The following is a 21,213-nucleotide window of genomic DNA, read 5'->3' on the forward strand; positions in this document are numbered from 1 at the left end:
AAGTGGGTATTTGTATCAATAAAAAAGCTCCCGAAGGAGCTTTAAATATTATATAAGCAAAGGCTTACATAATTTTCACACCTTGTTGACCCGCAGGAGTAACTTTGAAGATTTCTACTTCAAAAGTGATATTTTTACCTGCGAGTGGATGGTTGAAATCCACTTCAGTGATATCTTCACCGACAGTTTTAACCACGCCAAATAGACTTTGTTTGGCTTTGTCTTCAAACTCAATCATGTGGCCTTCAACAGGACGTTGTTCGAATTTTACTGTATCGAATTTTTGCACATTTTCAGAATTCCACGGACCGAAAGCATCTTCTGGTGGAAGGCTAACAGTACGACGGTCACCTGCACGAAGACCAAATAAGGCTTTTTCAAAACCTGGCAATAAACTGCCATCCCCGATCACTAAGCTTACAGGCTCTTCACGGCTACGTGTGTTATCAATTTCAACACCACTTTCGATGGCAACAGAAAAATGCAGTTCTACTTTTGAGCCATCCGCAACACGCGTTTCGTCATTGGGGTTAATCATTTGTTCAGTCATTTTGCGCTTCCGCACGTTGAATACGATGCTTTTCTAAAAAGAAGGTATCAATTAACAATAAAATCGTACCGAGAGTGATCGCACTATCGGCAATGTTGAATGCAGGGAAACTACTGCCTTGGTAATGCAAATGAATAAAATCGACCACATAACCTAATGTCACACGATCAATTAAATTCCCCAATGCGCCGCCAAGAATCAATGCGATTGCAGCAGGTAAGATCAGCGTGGTTTTTGGCATACGCATAAGCCAAAAAATAAAGATGATCGATACAACGCCTGCAAGGCCTGTGAATAAATAATGCTGCCAACCACCCGCATCAGACAAGAAGCTAAATGCTGCGCCGTAATTATGCAGTAATGTCCAATTTAAGAAGGGCAGTACAGGTACAGGTTGAGCATAAGTCAGCTCTGCACTTGCAATATTTTTTGTCCATTGGTCAATGATAATGGCAAGGACAGAAAGTCCAAGCCACATCAAATTATGCGGATAAAACTGTAATAAGCCCTTTTTATTTTGCGGATTAGGCATATTTTCTCTCTTCACCTTGACCTGTAGGAAGGTTAATAATACAACGAGAACAAAGCCCTGGATGTGCATGATGTGTATTCACATCTGGAAGAACATGCCAGCAACGTGCGCATTTTTCGCCTTCAGCAGCAGAAACTTTAACACGTAGGCCTTCAAGCTCTGTTGCTTCACCTTGCTCAGCGTAGTCATAAACAATTGCTTGAGAGGTGATCAAGACAAAACGAAGCTCATCGCCCAATTGCTTCAAGACGTTTTGTAGGTCTGTATTTGCCCAAAGTTCAACTTTAGCAGACAGGTTACTACCGACCAATTTCGCATTACGCGCTGTCTCAATCTGTTTATTAACCGCAGATTTGACTTCAATTAAGGTTTGCCAATCTGCTTCAGAGATCAAGTTGGTGCTTGATGCCACTGGAATATCATACCAATGCGCAGTAAATACATATTTTTCAGTTTGTTCTGGAATCAATGGCCACGCTTCTTGTGCTGTAAAGCTTAAGATAGGGCTCATCCAACGAACAAAGGCTTGAACCAAATGATACAACGCAGTTTGAGCAGAATGACGTGCTGTTGAATCTGCTTTAGTGGTGTATTGACGGTCTTTGATGATGTCTAAATAGAAACCACCCAAATCATTGATACAGAAACTGGTCAAAGCATTGGTGACGACATGGAAGTTCATATCTTCATAAGCTTGTTGAATGGTTTTCTGTACGTCTGCTGCACGTTGTAAGATGTATTGATCCAATGCAATCAATTGGTCTACAGGTAACGCATCTGTTGATGGTTTAAAGCCGTTCAAATTTGCCAATAAGAAACGTAAAGTATTACGAATACGACGATAGCTGTCACTTACACGGCTAAAGATTTCGTTACTTGCGGCAATTTCATAACGATAATCGCTTGATGCAACATATAAACGTAAACCATCAGCACCTAACTGCTTGATGATGTCTTCAAGTGGGATAAAGTTACCCAATGATTTCGATAATTTACGACCTTTTTCATCCACGGTAAAACCATGCGTAAGCAGGGCTTTATAAGGTGCGCGTTTATGGATCGCAATCGACGTGAGCAATGAAGACTGGAACCAACCACGATGTTGGTCAGAACCTTCAAGATATAAATCAGCAGGATCTTGCAGTTCTGCACGTTCACGCAATACTGCATAGTGCGTTGTACCTGAGTCAAACCATACATCGAGTGTGTCACGAACAGCATTGTACTGTTCAGCATCATCACCGATAAATGCTTTGGCTTCACGGTTATACCAACCATCAATGCCTTCTTTTTCGATGAGCTTCGCCACATCTTCAATGAGCTCTGCGGTACGAGGATGCAATTCATTGGTGTCTTTATGTACAAAGAATGGAATCGGCACACCCCAAGTCCGTTGACGAGAGATACACCAGTCTGGGCGGCCTTCAATCATTGACTTGATACGGTTTTTACCCCAATCAGGGACAAAGTCGATGTCATTTTCAATCGCATTTAAAGCATCTTGGCGTAACCCATTCGCATCCATGCTGATAAACCACTGTGGGGTTGCACGGAAGATGATTGGTGTTTTATGACGCCAGCAATGTGGGTAACTGTGCTTAATTGGCAGATGCGCCCAGAGTTTGCCAGCATCTGTTAATGCTTCAATAATTTTTGGATTGGCTTTATAAATGTGCTCGCCTGCAAAAAGAGGCGCAGTCGGTAAATATACACCATTACCACTTACAGGGTTTTCTACTTTTAAGTTATAGATTAAGCCAACTTTATAATCGTCCACACCATGTCCAGGTGCAGTATGCACAGCACCTGTACCACTGGTTGCGATGACATGTTCACCTAAAATTACAGGTACTTGACGATCTACAATCAATGGATGTTGTAATTGTAAGTTTTCGAGCGTCGCACCAACAAAGTCAGCCAATACTTTTGGTTGTTCAAGTTTGTAACGTTCACATGCAGATTCAACTAAATCTTTGGCTAAGATTAAGTTTTGTGTGCCACGCTCAGACTGAACTTCCACCAATTGATAGGCAATATCTGCATGTAAGGCAACTGCTTGGTTCGCGGGTAATGTCCACGGTGTCGTTGTCCAAATCACGATATCTGTTGGATTACTAACGCTGACACCCACTTTTGCAGACAAATCAGCAAGATCTACAACACCGAAACCCACATCAATTGCATCAGATTTTTTATCTTCATATTCCACTTCTGCTTCAGCAAGTGATGATCCACAATCCATACACCAGTTCACTGGTTTTAGACCAGGTTCGATATGGCCTGCTTTGGCAATTTCACCGAGCGCGCGAACAATATCTGCTTCTTGTTTGAAGTTCATGGTGAGATATGGATTATCCCAATCTCCAAACACGCCCATACGAACAAAGTCTTTTTTTTGTAATTCGACTTGGGTATATGCATATTCACGGCAGGCTTTACGGAAAGTCGATGCGTCAACTTTTACGCCAACTTTACCGATTTTTTCTTCGACTTTGAGCTCGATTGGTAGACCATGACAGTCCCAACCTGGAACATAAGGTGCGTCAAAATCATCTAAAGTGCGACTTTTAACAATAATGTCTTTTAAAACTTTATTGACGACATGACCTAAATGCAATGAACCATTTGCATATGGAGGACCGTCATGCAGAATATATTTTTTCTTGCCAATACGCGAAGCACGAATCTGCTGATAAATGTTGTCGGCATACCACTCTTCTAACCATTTTGCTTCACGTACTGCGAGATTTGCTTTCATTGCAAATTCAGTACCTGGTAGGTTTAGCGTGGCTTTATAATCCACTGCATTTTCAGAAGTTTGCTTATCGCTCATGCAAGTTGTCATCCAATATTATCAGCACCATTGCTGACGCGTTTTACAATAAAAGTTTAAGTTAAAAAGGAAATTTGGGGGTGTTTTTGCGAAACTCAAGCAAACGCTCGACATCATCATCAATACCCGCCTGAAGCGCTTCAAGTGATGGGTAATTTAATTCACCATGTAAATAGTCGAGGAAAGTGACCCGCATTAACAGACCATACAGATTAGCAGAAACATTTGGAAAATGTACTTCTAATCGCCATTCTGGATGTTCTTGTTTGATTGCAGGGCGTGTTCCCACATGGCCCGCACCAAATAACGCATCTGTTTGATAGCCAGACACACCGATTTTATCGGGGTTCTCAGCTTTGACTTTCTGTGTCAATGAGGTACTTTCGCAAATAACATCGACAGCATAAATACCACTTAAACAGGGTTTATGACGGCCAAGTCGAACATTGATGGTTGGAAAATTCAAAGTACGACCAATTTGATCACCATATTGCACACGACCAATCATGCTGTATGGGCGACCCAATAATTTTGCTGCAAGTGATAAGTCACCCGCTTGGAGAACTTGGCGAATACGGGTTGAACTGACACGTTCGCCATTAAATTCAATGGTATTGAGATTGGTGACATCAAAACCATATTGTTTTAAAAATTCACTATTGCCTTGACGGTCTTTACCGAAGTGAAAATCATCACCTAAAATCAAACTTTGCGCATTGAGTTTGTTTTTTAACAGGCTTGCAAAGTTTTCTGCACTTAAGCTACGGAATTGATTATCAAATTTAGCGATAGCAATATAATCGACACCCAATTCAGATAAATATTCTACTTTTTCTCTGAGTGAAGAAATCCGTGGTGGTGCTTCATAACCTTTGAAAAACTCTAAAGGTTGCGGCTCAAAAATCATCACCAAGGTTTTTAAATTTTGGGCTTTAGCCACTTCTTTGAGTTGAGAAACCATCGCCTGATGTCCCAAATGGACACCATCAAAATTGCCAATCGTCACAGCGGTTTGGGGCAATTGAAAATTTGGTGCTAAGGCATTTAGACGTAACAGCTGCATGGTTTCAAAATAAGCTTAAAATTTGAAAGGACTATATATTGCCATAATCTCACAGTTTCGTCTTTGTTGTTGTGTTTTTATCCAGAAAAAAATGACTGAGAATACTTTTATATCAGTAAAATTGATTCATTTTATTAAATTAAATCAATTTTATTTATTAAAAGATGCTTTTATAATCAATTTATCTGCTGAAATGAGGATGAAGCGATGAAAAAGCCATTTTACCAACTTGAACAAACAGGTGATGTGATTCGACAGTTTACGCCAAACTGGTTCACCATGACCATGGGAACAGGGGTTGTTGCACTGATCTTGCCTGAGTTTCCGTTTGCATCTGATTTTTTATGGCAGCTGGCAACTATTTTATGGCAGTTCAACACACTACTGTTTACTGTATTTATCATACTGTATGTTCTACGCTGGCTCATCTATCCTCAAGAAGCGAAGCAGATTTTTTCCCATCCAGCAATGGCACTCTTTTTAGGTGCAATTCCAATGGGGTTGGCAACGGTATTAAATGGCTTTTTAAAATATGGCATACCCATTTATGGTGATGTTGCGTTCCAAATTGCGCAGTTGTTGTGGTATGTCGATGTGGTTTTAGCGGTGGGTATTGGGGTGCTGGTACCGTTTTGTATGTTCCATAAACAAGATCATCAATTGCATACAATGACTGCAATGTGGCTATTGCCAATTGTGGCCTGTGAAGTTGCAGCAACATCAGGCGGCTTACTTTTAGCGCATATGCATGCTAGTCAACAGGCAGTGGCTATTTTATTCGCCAGTTATATGCTGTGGGGGATGTCTGTATTGCCTGCTTTTGGGATTCTCACCATTCTGATGTTACGTTTGGCTGTACATCAATTGCCGAGCAAAGAGTTGGCAATTACGAGCTGGTTAGCTTTAGGGCCAATTGGTACAGGTGCATTGGCACTCTTGGTTCTAGGTGCTCAGGCTCCTCAAGTTTTGGCATTGATTCAGTTAGAAAATTTAGGTGTGTTCTTTCAAAATGCTGGGATTGTGGCAAGTTTTATTTTGCTTGGCTTTGGTGTGTGGTGGGTTGCAATCGCAGTTCTAACCACACTTAAACATGCGGCAACCGAGCTACCTTTTAATCTCGGTTGGTGGGGCCTGACTTTCCCACTGGGTGTATTTACCTTGGCAATATTGAGTTTAGGTCACCAATTACATCTCAGTTTTATTGTAGATACAGGCTTAGCATTTGCTGCAATTTTAATGATGTTGTGGGTGATGGTGATGAGCAAAACTTTGCGGGGGATGTATCAAGGGAATTTGTTTTTTTCTCCTTGTTTAAAAACTATGTTGGAAAGAGAGTGAATATCAATAGTTCAGCTTTAAAAATATAGCAAAGTATTTGTATTTTTAACTTTATTTAAAATCTCTTTAGCTTCAGGCAGTCCTAGATCAGCAGCTTTACTAAACGCCTCAAGAGCCTTGGTAGAGTTTTGAGGTATACCTAAACCTTTAGAGTGCATGACTCCTAAATTATATAATGCTGAACTATGATTTTGATTGGCAGCTTTGTTAAAAGCATCAAAAGCATTTTTATAATTTTGAGCTACGCCTTCACCATCTCTATACATAATGCCCAAGTTGTAGGACGCAGTGGGGTCTCCTTGGGCTGATGCCTTACTATTCCACTCAAATGCTTTGGAATAGTCTTGTTTTACACCCTCACCATCTCTATACATTTTTGCTAGGTAAAGTTGTGCTGTAATAGAGTTTTGATTGGCAGCTTTATTGTACCACTCGAAAGCTTTTACAAAATTTTGTTGAGTACCTTGACCAGTATAATAACCATAAGCTAAATTTAATTGGGCATTAACAAGACCTTGATCAGCTGCTTTAGTCCACCATTCAAATGCTTTAGTATAATTTTGTTCTACGCCTTTTTTATATAAATACATGTTTCCAAGATTAAATTGAGCTTTACTATTCCCTTGATTAGCCGATTGAGTATACCAGCTTAACGCTTGCTCATAATCTTGTTTAACATATTGCCCATAAGCATACATTAAACCTAAATAAAACTGAGCATCATCATTTCCTTGAAATGCAGACTTTGTAAATAATTCAAACGCTTTTGCATAGTTTTTATCTGTACCATCGCCATTGTAATAGTTATTTCCAAGGTTAAATTGAGCAATGGCAACACCTTGATCTGCTGCTTTTGTATACCACTTGATTGCCTTTACAGAATCTTGTTTTATGCTGTCAGCATATTCACCAAAGTCATATAGAACTCCTAGTGCAAATTGAGCTGTTGAATGCCCTTGATCAGCAGCTTTGGTGTACCAATCTAAAGCTTTGATGGGGTTTTTTTCTGTTTCTTTTCCTTGCAAGTAGATGTTGCCTAATCTGAATTGTGCATTGGAATTTCCTTGTTCCGCAAGAAGTTGAATATCTTTAAGAGTTTGATTTTCTGCGAGGAGAGGATTTATTGTTAGGCATATAATGAGAGTAACAAAAAAAAATTTATTCATGTTCATCATTTTTAGTTTTTATAGTCTAATTAAAATGAGTATATTTTATTTTGTCTCAATTGTTAATTTTTTTTAAAAATTAAAAAGTGAATGAATGTTGCAATCAATGAGGATTCAAAAAGTATTTCAGCCCGTGCTAGAAGAGGTGATTAACGCTTTTAGTCGCAGCTTTGCTGAAGATTTACATAGTATCTATGTTTATGGCAGTGTCGCTCAAGGCATTGCAATTATCGGTCAGTCAGATTTAGACCTTTGTGTTGTTTTTAAAAATAAACCTAAAAATTTAAATGAAAAAATTGTTGAAATAAGCGCAAATCTTAGGGTTTTACACCCATTTATACCTAAAGTTGATGTCGATATTGGTTTTCTAGACGAGGTTTTAAATGAGCATTCCCTACAAAGTTGGGGAGCATGGATCAAATTCTTTTGTCAGTGTATTTATGGAGAAGATTTATCTGCGCTCTTTAACGATGTTCAGATTGATCGAGATGTAATTAAGGCGATAAATAGTGGTTATGATGCAGATATACAAGGGTATTTACGCATATTAGAGGCATCTGATCAAACAGCAAAAGAATTAATCAACCTTAAAAAATCTTTAATTAAACGGATAATACGACTGCTCCCTTTGACATTGGACAATATAGAAGGATGGCCATGTAATTTAAACGATACTGTGGCACAAGCGATAGATGTATATCCTGAACAGAAAGCAGCATTTCAATACTTGTTAAAAGAACTTGATCATCCAAATGTACCAAGTGAGACCTCTCTCCAAGAAATAAAAAACGTTTATTTGTGGATAGATGCTCACATTATATAAAAATAAAAAAAGCAGCCTTTTGGCTGCTTAAAATAGGTTAAATTTATAATTATGATTTATCTTTTAAGCTAAAGAACCAGTTGAGAATCAATGCTGCAAACGTTGCAGTACCAATACCACCCAAGTTGAAATCACCAAATTGAAGGGCAAAGTCACCCGTTCCTAAAATGATTGTTACTGCGGCAACCATCAAGTTTTTATTTTGAGAAAAATCGACTTTATTTTCAATCCAAATCTTCGCACCCGCAATGGTAATTAAACCAAAGACCACGATTGAAGCACCTGTTAAAATCGCCGTTGGAATGGTATGAATAACTGCGCCAAATTTAGGTGAAAACCCTAAGAAAATTGCAAAAATACCAGCAATGACAAAAACAATCGTAGAATAAACACGCGTAACGGCCATTACACCAATATTTTCACCATAGGTGGTCATACCAGGTGCGCCGACACCACCAGAAAGCGTGGTTGCAATACCATCTGCAACAAAAGCTTTACCAATTTGTGGATCTAGGTTTTCGCCAGTCATGGCACTGACTGCTTTGATATGACCCAAGTTTTCTGCCACTAAAATTAAAGCAATCGGGGCAATAATTAACATTGCATTGAGATCAAAAACAGGTGAATGGAAAGTGGGTGTACCAAACCATGCGGCTTGTTGAATAGGCGTGAAATTAATCGGTGTTCCATTTCCCATTACATTTGCAACAATGAAATAGATCAAATAAGCCAATAACAACCCAACCAAGAGCAATAAGCGTTGTAATAGCCCTTTTGTGAATACAGCAATTGAACCCATACACAGTACAGTGACCAAGGCCATCCACATATTAAAGTCATTGCCAGCGACACCTTTCACCGTAACAGGCGCAAGGTTTAAACCAATGATCATGACCACTGCACCAGTCACCACTGGTGGCATGAGTTTTTCAATCCATTTGGTCCCCGTTGCCATGACGAGCAAGCCGAACATTGCATACAACACACCACATGCCATGATCCCGCCAGCTGCAACAGCTAAATTTGCATTTGGCGTACCTGTACCTGATGCAGCATAGCCAGTTGCAGCAATCACCACCCCAATAAAGGCAAAGCTTGAACCTAGGTAACTTGGAACACGACCACCCGTAACAATAAAGAATAAGATGGTACAAATCCCTGACATTAAAATGGCAAGGTTTGGGTCAAAGCCCATTAAAAAGGGTGCGAGTACAGTTGCACCAAACATGGCAAATGCGTGTTGAATCCCTAAAACGACACTTTGCGCAGGAGGTAAATACTCATTGGTACCGACAGGCCTTGCATCAATGCTGCCAGAATAAGGACGCCATTTGGGAAACCAGTTGGACATAAATTGAGCACTCAAAAAACAAATTGGACACATCATACGCTTTCTTTTCGAGAGTTTTAATCATTTTAGTCAAACTAAGCACTTGCATTTATTAGGGAAAATTGATGTTTTGTACCATTTGGTCAAATAATTAAATAATGTTAGTGCGTAAAATCAAAGTATTAAAAAAAATAGATATAAAAAAGAAGAATAATTCAGGATTTTGTAACTGCTTAAATTTTTTCCATTCAAATTGAGATTTTTTTGCAATTGTTGATGAATTAGGCATTTTATTTGTGTGAAGTTGCTTCTAAATTAACATTAGTCAGTGTCAGCATAATTAAATAATATTATTAATAGTTTGATCTTAATCATCCTTAACATTGATTTAATGTGTTTTTATTCATTTTTTCCCGATATAAAATGAAATCTTCTTTTAGGCCTTGTTGTACCTCTTTACCATTTAAATAATCGCTATATTCGATTTTTTTAGATTTTATCTTTGCATCATCATCTAAAAAAATGGAAAAAAAACTTTGTTTTGAACTACGCAACATTATTCTTTTTTTAAAATATATGACATCCTCGTACCCACCAAAGTTAGATTCATTATCTAATCTAGAAACAATAATACATTCTCCACCATCTGCTTTATAAAAATTAGCATATTTAGTAAGTACCACTCCATTTTCATATATAGCGGGTATTGTGATTGACTGTAATAATTTATAAGTTTTTGCTATTTCTTCACCGAAATGACTTTATCGAGGGTCACTAAGTTGAAGGGGTACCTATGTACCCCTTCAAAGAAACTTGAACTTAACCCGTATTACGTAAACCTGCCGCAATACCAGCAATACTGACCATCAGTGCATGATCTACAGGGGTATGCTCCGCCTGACATTCAGCCAAGTATGCACGACGACGTTTCATCAATTCGGCTTGTAATAAATGTAAGGGTAATAAATACGGCTTACGTACTTTCATGGCTTGATCAAGTACATCATTGGAACTTAACAGTTGCGATTCACCTTTCATCGCCAACAGGGTTTGTACTGCATCATGCAAGCGTTGACGTAATTCAGCACCAAGTACTTTTAAGTCTTCATCATCGGTAAGATGAGATTCATAATACAGTGCAATATTTGAGTCGGCTTTAGAGAGGACCATTTCCAACATATCAATTAAGGTTTGGAAATAAGGCCATTCCTTTAACATTTCATCCAATACCGCTTTTTGACCTTGATCAATCACTTGGTTGATCGCTGCGCCAGTACCCAGCCAAGCAGGAAGCATTAAACGAATTTGGGTCCAGGCAAAAACCCAAGGAATGGCTCGTAAAGATTCGATTCCACCACTGACTTTACGCTTCGCAGGGCGTGAACCAAGCGGCAACATTTGTAACTCAAGCTCAGGGGTGACGGTGCGTAAATATTTAACAAAATGAGGGTTTTCACGCACAGTCTGACGATACACCTGAACAGATAAATCCGTCATGCTGTGCATCAAATCTCGCCATGCTTGTTTTGGCACAGGTGGTGGTAATAATGTCGCTTCTAAGGTTGCAGCAGCATAAATTTCCAAATTTTGTAAGGCAATTTCTTCTAGACCAAATTTAAAGCGAATCATTTCACCTTGTTCAGTTACACGGATTGCGCCTGAAATTGAGCCAGGTGGTTGAGAAAATAATGCTTGTTGGGTTGGTGCACCACCACGACTGATTGAACCACCACGACCATGAAACAAGGTCAGTTGAACACCATGTTGTTTGGCAATTGCAGTCAGTTCTTCTTGCGCACGATACTGGGCCCAGTTTGCGGACATAAAGCCAGCATCTTTGGCAGAATCCGAATAGCCAATCATGACTTCGTGCTTAGCTTGGATATGCTGTTTATACCAGTGCATATTGAACAGGGTACTCATGGTACTTGCAGCACCATCCAAGTCTTTCAAGGTTTCAAATAAAGGAACAACGCGTAATGGATGTTCAATTCCCGCTTCTTTTTGCAGTAACAATACCGCCAAAACATCACTTGGATATTCCGCCATTGAAATGATATAAGCACCTAAGCTTTCTTTGGGTTGTTCAGCCAAAGTACGCATGGTTGCAAAGACTTCTTGAACATCAGGGTTTTCAATCAGACTACCTGAAGGCTCATTTAAATGTTTAGGTAATAATGGGCGTTTGCTTTGTAATTCTTGCAATAAGAAATTTTGACGCGCTTGTTCTGTCCATGTCTCAAAATTACCCAAACCGAGATATTCAGTAATTGCTGAGATGGCTTGACGATGGCGACCTGACTCTTGGCGAATATCCAGTTTAAGTAATTCAATACCGAAACAATTTACCCGATAGATAAAGTCGAGCAATTTACCATTGGCAATCTCAGGTAAATTACATGCCATCAGTGAACGATAGCAAAGTAATAACGGTTGTAATAATTCATCTTTATGGCGAATGATTAAACTGCGATCTACATCTGAATGCTGACCACGTAATTTATCTGCCAACCATTGACGGGTTGCTTTGAGGCGTTCACGGGTCGCACGCAAATATTCGCGGTAAGGTTCAGGATGGCTATAACCCAAAGCTTGAAGTAGCTCATTGGAATAGGCTTCAATCGAGAGTTCCCAACGAAGATCTTCAATATCACGCACATAAAGGTCAGCCGCTTTCCAGCGTGACAACCACAAAACTTCTTGAGTAATGTTATGGGTGACGTTCGGGTTACCATCACGGTCACCCCCCATCCAAGAGGCAAAACGAATTGGAGAAATATCCAAAGGCAAAACCTTTGCACAATTGTCCTGAACGAGGTCATCCAATTCACGGATGAATTTTGGAACCGCATTCCACAAAGTCTGTTCAATCGTGGTAAAGCCCCATTTTGCTTCATCTATCGGGGTTGGGCGATGCTGACGGATTTCGTCAGTTTGCCATGCAGAACAGATCAGTTGTTTTAAATCGGTTAACACATCTGCACGTTGCTTAGGTGTCAGTTTTTGCTGATCAAAAGTAGACAGGCAATGATTAATGCCATCATATTTTTGGATTAAAGTACGACGACTGACTTCGGTTGGATGCGCTGTGAGAACCAATTCAATTTTTAATTCACAAATTTGTTTATAGAGCGTTTCTGCTGAAATTTGCTGATCTTTGAATTTGCTAAATAAATGATCCAGCACATTGGGTGATGGTGAGTTTTCATCGCACTCACTTTGTCGACGACTACGCACAACGTGATATTGTTCAGCAATATTGGCAAAATTTAGAAAGTGTGAAAAGGCGCGGGTGAGTGGCAGAATTTCATCATCTTTTAAATTTAAAAATAATTGTTCAAGTTGTTTTTCTGCTTCAATTTGACCATCTCGAGCGCCTTTACCTAAAGCCCGAATTTGTTCAATTTGATTAAACAAATCTTGTCCTGCATGTTCCTTTAGCGTTTCGCCTAAAAGGTTTCCGAGTAAGCGTACATCTTCACGCAGCGGAGCATCAATTTGTTGAACCATTTGTTACTCTCCAGTTCTTGTTATCTCGAATATAACGTGATTCCACCACAATCCAAGAGACTCCCTACAAAAGTATGTAAATGACTGTGCAAGAAGTCGACTTTGGCTTAATTTTAATTTGGATATTTAGCTTTAGTTTTTGCCCTTTTGATATCAACAAGCCTATGCGATATGCATTGAGTATGCCTTAAACAACAATTGGACATTATTTTGTTTTTAAATAATTTCAGTTGGCTTTATATTTCATCATAAATAAATCAATACTTTCGGTGATGATTTGCTGTTTTTCATCTTCCGTAGGAATCGGGCGAATCCCCAATAAGACCTCGTGGTGTCGAACACCCAATAATAATGACAAAATTAAATTAATTTGTTTTTCAATATCATCTGTTTGAATAAATTTAAGCGTGACCGCTTGTTGGAAAAAATCTTGCCAGACTGCACACATTCTTTGATGGGAAGAATTATAAAACTGTAAAGCCAAAGGATTTTTTTCTGCGGCAAGTTCTAACAATAGATGCTCAAGTTTAATGGCTTCAGGTAAGCTAATGACAGTGAGTGCCAACTCACACGCCTGAAAAAAATGTGCATAAAAATCACTTTGAAGATTGAGTCGTAATGGTCGAGCATCGATAGAGGCTTCACAGGTTGCTTCTATGGCACAACTAAATAAAGTTTCTTTATCTTGAAAATGGTTATATACCGTCAGCTTTGTAACGCCTGCTTCTTTGGCGATTTGATTCATGCTTGAACCGTGATAACCCAATTTTAGAAATAGCTTTTTGGCGGCTTCCAAAATGTGTTTCCGTTTTTCTAAGTCCTTTGGACGTCCAGCTGTTATTTGCACAATAAGTTCCAAAAAAAGAAAAATAGGTCAATTACTCTATACATGATTCACAATTACTGTACCATGCAGTATATTAATTAAAAAATGAGCAAATAAATATACTCATTCTATTTTGCCCGAAAAAATGCATTTGATTAAGAGCCTTGCCTATGCGTAGTTTAAATTTAATGATCACGAGCCTATTGGTATTGTGTAGTGTAACAATAGTGGGGTGTAGCAAACCAGCACCTGAAGCGGAACAAATTCCCTTGGTGATGGTGACCCAACCTACAACATCACATGAAGACCAAAAAAGTTATGCGGGGGATGTTCAAGCTCGACAGCAAACAGCATTGGCATTCCGTGTCGGGGGACAAATTACAGAACGCTATGTCGATGTTGGGGCTCGTGTCAAAGTTGGGCAAGTCTTAGCAAAACTTGATGTGAAAGATGCCCAATTGCAATTGAACTCAGCCAAAGCACAACTCGAAAGTGCACAATCTGCAGCTAAGGCTGCAGCAGATGAATTTAAACGCTTTCAGCAGCTCTTACCGATCAATGCTGTGAGTCGTTCACAGTATGATTCAGTGAAAAATCAATATGATGCTGCTCAGGCAAGTTTAAAACAAGCCCAATCCAATTATGATGTGAGCGCCAATCAAACGGGTTATAACCAATTGATTGCCAATAAAAATGGGGTGATTACCCAACGTAATATTGAAACTGGGCAAGTGATTTCAGCAGGGCAAGCGGCATACCAACTGGCGATTGATGGTGATCGTGAAGTGGTGATAGGTGTACCTGAACAAGCCATTGCAGAGATTAAAGTCGGACAAAATGCATGGGTGACTTTATGGTCTAAACCTCAAGATCGATTTGCTGCCTATGTTCGAGAGATTTCTCCAGCAGCCGATCAATCACGTACATTTATGGTTAAAGTGGCTTTAAAAGAAGGGCAGTCCGCAATTCAACTTGGGCAAAGTGCACGGGTATTCTTTAATCAAAATATTCAAAATGTATTGAGTGTGCCTTTATCTAGCGTCTCAGCAAATAACAATCAAGCCTATATCTGGGTGGTGAATCCAGACCAAACGATTGCTAAAGTTTCAGTGACTTTGGGCAGCTATGGCCGTGACAGCGTTACTGTCGTGAAAGGCTTAAATCCTGGGCAATGGGTGGTTGTAGGAGGGGTACATTTACTTCGTGAAAAGCAAAAAATAAAACCGGTAGACCGTGAAAATCGTGCTGTAACTGTTCAAAAAGGAGCATGATCATGAGTCCATTTAACTCCTTTAACTTGTCAGAATGGGCACTCAAAAATAAAGGATTAGTACTTTATTTTATGATCCTATTGGGTATTGTTGGGCTATTTTCCTATTCAAAACTCTCTCAGAGTGAAGATCCACCATTTACTTTTAAAGTCATGGTGGTACAAACCTATTGGCCTGGTGCAACAGCTCAAGAGGTTTCTTTACAAGTTACCGATAAAATTGAAAAAGAACTGATGAGCACAGGGCTCTATGACAAGATTATGGCTTACTCGCGTCCAGGTGAGTCTATGGTCATGTTTATGGCAAAAGACTCATTAAAATCTAACCAAATTCCAGATGTTTGGTATCAAGTGCGTAAAAAAGTAGGCGATATCAAAACACAGTTGCCTTCTGGTGTTCAGGGGCCGTTCTTTAATGATGAGTTTGGGGATACCTTTGGGAATATCTATGTCTTAACAGGCAAAGATTTTGATTATGCAACGTTAAAAGAATATGCAGACCGTTTACAGCTTCGCTTACAACGGGTAAAAGATGTCAGTAAAGTCAATCTGGTGGGCTTACAAGATCAAAAAATCTGGATTGAGCTTTCCAACACTAAAGCCGTACAAATGGGCGTACCAGTTACTGCAATCCAAGAGGCTTTGGCAAAGCAAAACAGTGTGACCAGTGCTGGCTTTTTTGAAACAGGCACTGACCGTATTCAAGTACGAGTCAGTGGTGCTTTAAAAAGTGTCGATGATTTGAAAAAAATGCCCTTGTTGGTGGGAAATAGAACCATTCAACTGGGCGATGTTGCTGACGTTTATCGTGGATTTAGTGAGCCTGCACAACCTCGCATGCGTTTTATGGGCGAGAATGGAATTGGTTTAGCGGTTTCTATGCGTAAAGGTGGTGACATCATCGCACTGGGTAAAAACCTAGAAACGGAATTTAAAACCTTACAAAAATCACTGCCTTTAGGTATGGAACTGAAAAAAGTTTCAGATCAACCAGTGGCTGTTCAACGCAGTATTCATGAATTTGTCAAAGTTCTTGCAGAAGCAGTCATTATCGTTTTATTGGTGAGCTTTTTTTCGCTTGGTTTTCGTACAGGCTTGGTGGTGGCATTTTCGATTCCACTGGTGCTTGCGATGACTTTTGCAGGCATGAATTTATTTGATGTTGGCTTACATAAGATTTCTCTAGGAGCCTTGATTCTGGCCTTAGGATTATTGGTTGATGATGCCATCATTGCCGTCGAAATGATGACCATCAAAATGGAACAGGGCTATAGCCGGATGAAGGCAGCTGGTTTTGCATGGACCAGTACCGCATTTCCGATGCTGACCGGAACATTAATTACCGCAGCAGGTTTTTTACCTATTGCTACAGCCGCATCAAGCACAGGGGAATATACCCGTTCAATTTTCCAAGTGGTGACCATTGCCTTAATTGTCTCATGGATTGCTGCTGTGGTTTTTGTTCCTTATCTAGGGGATAAGTTACTTCCAGATTTTAACAAAGTGCCACAAAAAGCACCGTGGTATCAGCGTCTTCTTGCAAGATTACGTAAGCAACCAGAACCTCAGCCCGTGATTCATCATACTGGTGAGCATTTTGATCCATATCAATCTAAATTTTATCAAAGCTTTAGAAAGTTGGTGAATTGGTGCGTGACCTATAGAAAAACCGTCATTTCAATTACGGTTGGGGTTTTTGTCCTGTCTGTGGTGATGTTTAAGTTTGTACCCCAACAATTTTTCCCGTCTTCAAACCGTGCCGAAATTTTGGTTGATTTAAAACTGGAAGAAGGCGCATCACTGACTGCAACTGAAGATGCCGTCAAGAAAGTCGAGGCATTTTTATCCAAGCAAAAGGGTATTGATAATTATGTTGCTTATGTAGGAACAGGTACACCACGTTTCTATCTGCCTTTAGATCAACAGATGCCACAAGCCAGTTTTGCACAATTTGTGGTTTTAGCATCGTCACTGGATGATCGTGATGAAATTCGTAAATCCTTAGATACGCAAATTCGCCAATTATTGCCGCAGGTGCGTATCCGTGTCTCTTTATTAGAAAATGGTCCTCCTGTTGGCTATCCATTGCAATTTCGTGTATCGGGTGAAGACATTGCAATTGTTCGTCAGGAAGCCCAAAAAGTTGCTCAACTGGTGGGTGAAAATCCAAATACCGCAAATGTTCATTTGGACTGGGGTGAGCAAAGTAAAATCATTTCGTTGGTGATTGATCAAGATCGTGCCCGTCAAATGGGTGTAACCTCAGAAGATTTGGCGAATTTTTTAAACAGTTCGATATCGGGTGCAATTATCAATCAATATCGTGAAAAACGTGAGCTGATTGATGTTCGTATCCGCGGTGATCAGGCTGAGCGTGTCAATGTTGAAGCATTATCCAGTCTTGCTGTTCCAACAAGTAAAGGTACCACCGTACCTTTGGCGCAGATCGCTACGCTTCAATATAAATTTGAAGATGGTTTAATTTGGCACCGCAATCGATTACCGACCATTACTGTACGTGCAGATATTCGGACCAAGTTACAGCCTGCAACCGTGGTCAATGAGCTGGCTGAAAAAATGGATCAGCTCCGTACAACCTTACCTAGTGGTTATTTGCTAGAAGTTGGTGGCGCGGTAGAGGAGTCGGCAAAAGGGCAAACCTCTGTGAATGCAGGGATGCCATTATTCCTTGCGGTGGTATTTACTTTGCTGATGCTGCAGTTAAAGAGTATTTCTCGCTCATTCATTGTATTTTTGACAGCGCCGTTAGGTTTAATTGGGGTGGTTTTATTCCTGCTCTTATTCAATAAGCCTTTTGGTTTTGTGGCGATGCTGGGTACCATTGCATTATCTGGAATGATTATGCGTAACTCACTGATTCTGATTGATCAGATCGAACAAGATATTCGATCAGGGCAGAATCAATGGGATGCAATTTTGGATGCTACAGTTCGTCGATTCCGTCCAATTATTCTCACCGCCTTGGCAGCAGTATTGGCCATGATTCCGCTTTCTCGGAGTATTTTCTTTGGACCAATGGCAGTGGCCATTATGGGTGGCTTAATTATTGCGACACTTTTAACGTTATTTTTCTTACCAGCGCTGTATGCGACTTGGTTTAAGATTAAAAAAACTACAGAAAATACATAAATTGTTGAGAATATTAGGTGCGAAAAATTGAAAACTTCAATATAGTAGCACTTAATCTTTAACAGAAAATAACATAGGAAATTTTATTGCATAATAAGTAAATTGGTATGCAATAAATTTGAGGTCAAAAACACCCATGGGGCAAACAAATCCAGAACAGCATCGTAAATTTATTACGAGCTCTTATTTGTTTATGTTTCTTGCATTGTTTACGGTGATTACAGCCGTGTTGGCGTATTGGTTAGCACGTAAAGTAGCAGTGGCAGATAATGCAGAGGTATGGATACATGCGCAAGCGTTGTGGATTATGCGCAATGCTCTCATTTTTTTGATTTTGGCAGCCTTTGCTGCGCTATGGTTTATTCCGTTAATCTTTTTCTATTGGGACAGTTTCATTTGGGTAAAAGCGTGCACTGTGGCTGGTGTGGTATTTAGTGCCATTGCGTGGTTATATTTACTCAATACATGGCTCAAAGGTTTTACTAAATATTTACAGAAAAAAGCTGTTTTTTAAAAAAAACCACATTTCACGCTTGTAAAAAATAACATCGCCCCCAATTTACTCTGCATAGAAGTATTATCAAATTTTGTGGAGCATCGCCAATCATGGCTAAACGTGATTATTATGAGGTTTTAGGTGTTGCTAAAACCGCTAGTGATGATGAAATTAAAAAAGCCTACCGTAAGTTGGCGATGAAGTATCATCCAGATCGTAATCCTGACAACTCAGAAGCTGAAGAAAAGTTTAAAGAATGTGCGGAAGCATATGAAATTCTTTCTGACGGTGAAAAACGTAGCATGTACGACCGTATGGGTCATAACGCCTTTGAAGGTGGTATGGGCGGCGGTGGCTTTGGTGGTGGTTTCAGCGCCGAAGACATTTTCAGTCAGTTTGGTGACATCTTTGGTGGCGCTTTTGGCGGAGGTGGCCGTGGTCAGCAACGTGCGCGTCGTGGTTCCGACCTGCGTTATGTCATGGAATTAACACTCGAAGAAGCGGTGAGAGGCGTTAAGAAAACCATTACCTTTACTGCACCAGCACCTTGTGATGTGTGTGATGGTAAAGGTTCAAAAAATCCAAATGATGTAGAAACCTGTAAGACTTGCCATGGTGCAGGTCAAGTGCGTATGCAACAGGGCTTCTTCTCTGTTCAGCAGACATGTAGTACCTGTCGTGGACAAGGTAAAATTATTAAAAATCCATGCAGCAAATGTCATGGTTCAGGTGTATCAGATCGTCAGCAAACTCTTGAAGTTACTATTCCTGCAGGTGTTGATAATGGTGATCGCGTTCGCTTAACGGGTAAAGGTGAAGCGATCCGTGATGGTCAATCTGGTGATTTATACGTTGAAGTCGTAGTGCGTGAGCACGATATCTTCCAACGTGATGGTGCAGACTTATATATGGATGTGCCAGTCAGTATCGCAGATGCTGCTTTAGGTAAAGAACTTGAAATTCCAACGTTGGATGGTCGTGTAAGTTTGAAAGTGCCTGAAGGTACACAAACGGGTAAAATGTTCCGACTACGTGGTAAAGGGGTAAAACCTGTACGTAGCAGTATGCAAGGTGACTTACTTTGCCGTATTGTGGTGGAAACACCTGTACATTTGACCAGCCGCCAACGTGAGCTATTGAAAGAACTTCAAGCCACGATGGAAAGTGATGACAATAAATCATCACCAAAGAAAAAATCTTTCTTCGATCGTTTATTTGACTAATTGAGTTTAGACCTTTTCATTTAGCAAGCTAAACATTGAATATGTAAAAACGGAGCAACAGATCTTGTTGCTCCGTTTTTTTTACTTTGATGCTTGATCCGATGGTGATAAATCAAATTCGTTGTCATCCGGGGCAGCATCTATTGAATTATCATCTTGGGGGAGTATCACCGCGGGATGTGTTGCTGGTGTCGATGATTCTGATGATGGAGCGGTAGGCGGTATTGTGTCTTCGGCCCAAACTAGTGAAACAGTTGTTGTCATCACCAATCCTAAAATGATTTTTTGGGGTTGCATGCTATTTCCTTTGATATTTGCTTTTTATGATTGCGTCCAAGCGCTTTTAGTGTAGCGTATTTTTGCTGCTACATCGTTATATTGCGAAACGATGTTTTTCATTATTTAGAAAGACTAGATTTGGTATTTCGTGCCTAATATCAGCTAAAAAAACGCAAAATCGCAAACATAGACGAATTATTAACAGACCTTACAGATCTGAAAAATTTAATTTTTGTTTTTTAGTTATTTTTAGCTGTAATTTAATACACATTTCAATCAGTTTTTAGATAATTTAAAAATAATATAAGTGTTGATGTTTGGCTGTAGTGCCTAATTTTTATGATGATAATTACAATTGAATTGAGTTATTTTTAAAATGAGAGGTTGAAGGTATTGGACATACCCTCAACCGCTGAAAAATAGGTGCTTATTATTCGATGATTGGTGCATCAATATCTTCGACACGAACTTCTGTTTGAGGTTCAGATGCTGTGTTGCTATTGGGTTGAGCAAGCGTTTTTTCTTCAGTTGTCGTTGATGTTGTTACAGGTGCTGATTCAGCCCAAACATTTGTCATCATCATGCCGAGTACCAGAGCGAAAGCCACTTTATTCGAATGCATATTGATCTCCTTATAAGCCATATTATTTTCATTCGTGGCATGTAGTCTGCTGAGGGATTCTTGCATTTTGATGAAATGGATTTGAAAAGTTGTAAATTTTTCAAAGTTTTACCGATATATTTTATAAAATTAATCTATTTATTCGTTCAGGCTATTCTGTACCAATGAGCGCAACAGATCCCAAAGCAAGTAAAAAGATCAC

General features: G+C 39.6%; 17 protein-coding genes. 6 read left to right on the forward strand and 11 right to left on the reverse strand.

The annotated features are described in order from the left end of the window. Positions 1 to 64: 64 nt before the first annotated feature. The 4 genes from ASC84_RS17195 to ribF form a co-directional block, all read right to left on the reverse strand. Positions 65 to 550 (reverse strand): peptidylprolyl isomerase, encoded by a 486-nt coding sequence (locus ASC84_RS17195; protein ID WP_004818226.1) that lies wholly within the window; start codon positions 548 to 550, stop codon positions 65 to 67. After that, a complete protein-coding gene (gene lspA, locus ASC84_RS17200) occupies positions 543 to 1,082 on the reverse strand; it encodes a signal peptidase II (protein ID WP_004718873.1) in 540 nt (179 codons plus the stop codon). Before lspA ends, ASC84_RS17195 begins: the two co-directional genes overlap by 8 nt. Continuing rightward, positions 1,075 to 3,915, reverse strand: coding sequence for an isoleucine--tRNA ligase (gene ileS, locus ASC84_RS17205; RefSeq protein WP_004718871.1), 2,841 nt, complete (start codon positions 3,913 to 3,915; stop codon positions 1,075 to 1,077). Before ileS ends, lspA begins: the two co-directional genes overlap by 8 nt. A gap of 61 nt (positions 3,916 to 3,976) precedes the next feature. Then, the gene (gene ribF, locus ASC84_RS17210) at positions 3,977 to 4,978 is read right to left on the reverse strand and encodes a riboflavin biosynthesis protein RibF (protein ID WP_056517002.1); all 1,002 of its coding nucleotides are present in this window, start codon (positions 4,976 to 4,978) and stop codon (positions 3,977 to 3,979) included. 207 nt (positions 4,979 to 5,185) lie between these two features. Between ribF and ASC84_RS17215 the strand changes: the two genes are divergently transcribed. Continuing rightward, entirely contained in the window at positions 5,186 to 6,316 is a 1,131-nt protein-coding gene (locus ASC84_RS17215; protein ID WP_056517004.1) for a TDT family transporter, read from the forward strand. Between the two features lie 17 nt (positions 6,317 to 6,333). Here ASC84_RS17215 and ASC84_RS17220 read toward each other — a convergent pair whose 3' ends face one another. Then, positions 6,334 to 7,482 (reverse strand): SEL1-like repeat protein, encoded by a 1,149-nt coding sequence (locus ASC84_RS17220; RefSeq protein ID WP_056517006.1) that lies wholly within the window; start codon positions 7,480 to 7,482, stop codon positions 6,334 to 6,336. 106 nt (positions 7,483 to 7,588) lie between these two features. On the opposite strand from ASC84_RS17220, the gene ASC84_RS17225 reads away from it, so the two are divergent. Beyond that, a complete protein-coding gene (locus tag ASC84_RS17225) occupies positions 7,589 to 8,305 on the forward strand; it encodes a nucleotidyltransferase domain-containing protein (RefSeq protein ID WP_056517009.1) in 717 nt (238 codons plus the stop codon). A 49-nt stretch (positions 8,306 to 8,354) separates the two neighbouring features. Here the strand turns inward: ASC84_RS17225 and ASC84_RS17230 are convergent, their stop codons facing one another. The 4 genes from ASC84_RS17230 to ASC84_RS17245 form a co-directional block, all read right to left on the reverse strand. Beyond that, on the reverse strand, positions 8,355 to 9,656 hold the full coding sequence (locus ASC84_RS17230; protein WP_004718863.1) for a solute carrier family 23 protein: 1,302 nt from the start codon (positions 9,654 to 9,656) through the stop codon (positions 8,355 to 8,357). 356 nt (positions 9,657 to 10,012) lie between these two features. After that, entirely contained in the window at positions 10,013 to 10,318 is a 306-nt protein-coding gene (locus ASC84_RS23390) for a hypothetical protein (protein ID WP_227515170.1), read from the reverse strand. 136 nt (positions 10,319 to 10,454) lie between these two features. Further along, positions 10,455 to 13,145 (reverse strand): phosphoenolpyruvate carboxylase, encoded by a 2,691-nt coding sequence (gene ppc / locus ASC84_RS17240; protein ID WP_056517013.1) that lies wholly within the window; start codon positions 13,143 to 13,145, stop codon positions 10,455 to 10,457. 226 nt (positions 13,146 to 13,371) lie between these two features. Continuing rightward, positions 13,372 to 13,992 (reverse strand): TetR/AcrR family transcriptional regulator, encoded by a 621-nt coding sequence (locus ASC84_RS17245; RefSeq protein ID WP_004718853.1) that lies wholly within the window; start codon positions 13,990 to 13,992, stop codon positions 13,372 to 13,374. Between the two features lie 149 nt (positions 13,993 to 14,141). Between ASC84_RS17245 and ASC84_RS17250 the strand changes: the two genes are divergently transcribed. The 4 genes from ASC84_RS17250 to dnaJ all read left to right on the forward strand — a co-directional run bounded on the left by ASC84_RS17250 (position 14,142) and on the right by dnaJ (position 20,110). Next, positions 14,142 to 15,242 (forward strand): efflux RND transporter periplasmic adaptor subunit, encoded by a 1,101-nt coding sequence (locus ASC84_RS17250; RefSeq protein ID WP_056517017.1) that lies wholly within the window; start codon positions 14,142 to 14,144, stop codon positions 15,240 to 15,242. Positions 15,243 to 15,244: 2 nt separating this feature from the next. Further along, positions 15,245 to 18,391, forward strand: a complete 3,147-nt coding sequence (locus ASC84_RS17255) for an efflux RND transporter permease subunit (protein WP_004718847.1) — start codon at positions 15,245 to 15,247, stop codon at positions 18,389 to 18,391. A 136-nt stretch (positions 18,392 to 18,527) separates the two neighbouring features. Continuing rightward, positions 18,528 to 18,905, forward strand: a complete 378-nt coding sequence (locus ASC84_RS17260) for a hypothetical protein (protein ID WP_004718846.1) — start codon at positions 18,528 to 18,530, stop codon at positions 18,903 to 18,905. 92 nt (positions 18,906 to 18,997) lie between these two features. Then, a complete protein-coding gene (gene dnaJ / locus ASC84_RS17265; RefSeq protein WP_004718844.1) occupies positions 18,998 to 20,110 on the forward strand; it encodes a molecular chaperone DnaJ in 1,113 nt (370 codons plus the stop codon). Positions 20,111 to 20,191: 81 nt separating this feature from the next. On the opposite strand, the gene ASC84_RS17270 is transcribed toward dnaJ, so the two are convergent. Continuing rightward, positions 20,192 to 20,407, reverse strand: coding sequence for a hypothetical protein (locus ASC84_RS17270; RefSeq protein ID WP_056517022.1), 216 nt, complete (start codon positions 20,405 to 20,407; stop codon positions 20,192 to 20,194). A gap of 412 nt (positions 20,408 to 20,819) precedes the next feature. Further along, complete coding sequence (locus tag ASC84_RS17275; RefSeq protein ID WP_056517025.1) at positions 20,820 to 21,011, reverse strand: hypothetical protein; 192 nt, start codon at positions 21,009 to 21,011, stop codon at positions 20,820 to 20,822. Between the last annotated feature and the right edge of the window lie 202 nt (positions 21,012 to 21,213).

Origin of the sequence: Acinetobacter sp. Root1280 (assembly GCF_001425285.1) — a bacterium.
Classification (GTDB): domain Bacteria; phylum Pseudomonadota; class Gammaproteobacteria; order Pseudomonadales; family Moraxellaceae; genus Acinetobacter; species Acinetobacter guillouiae.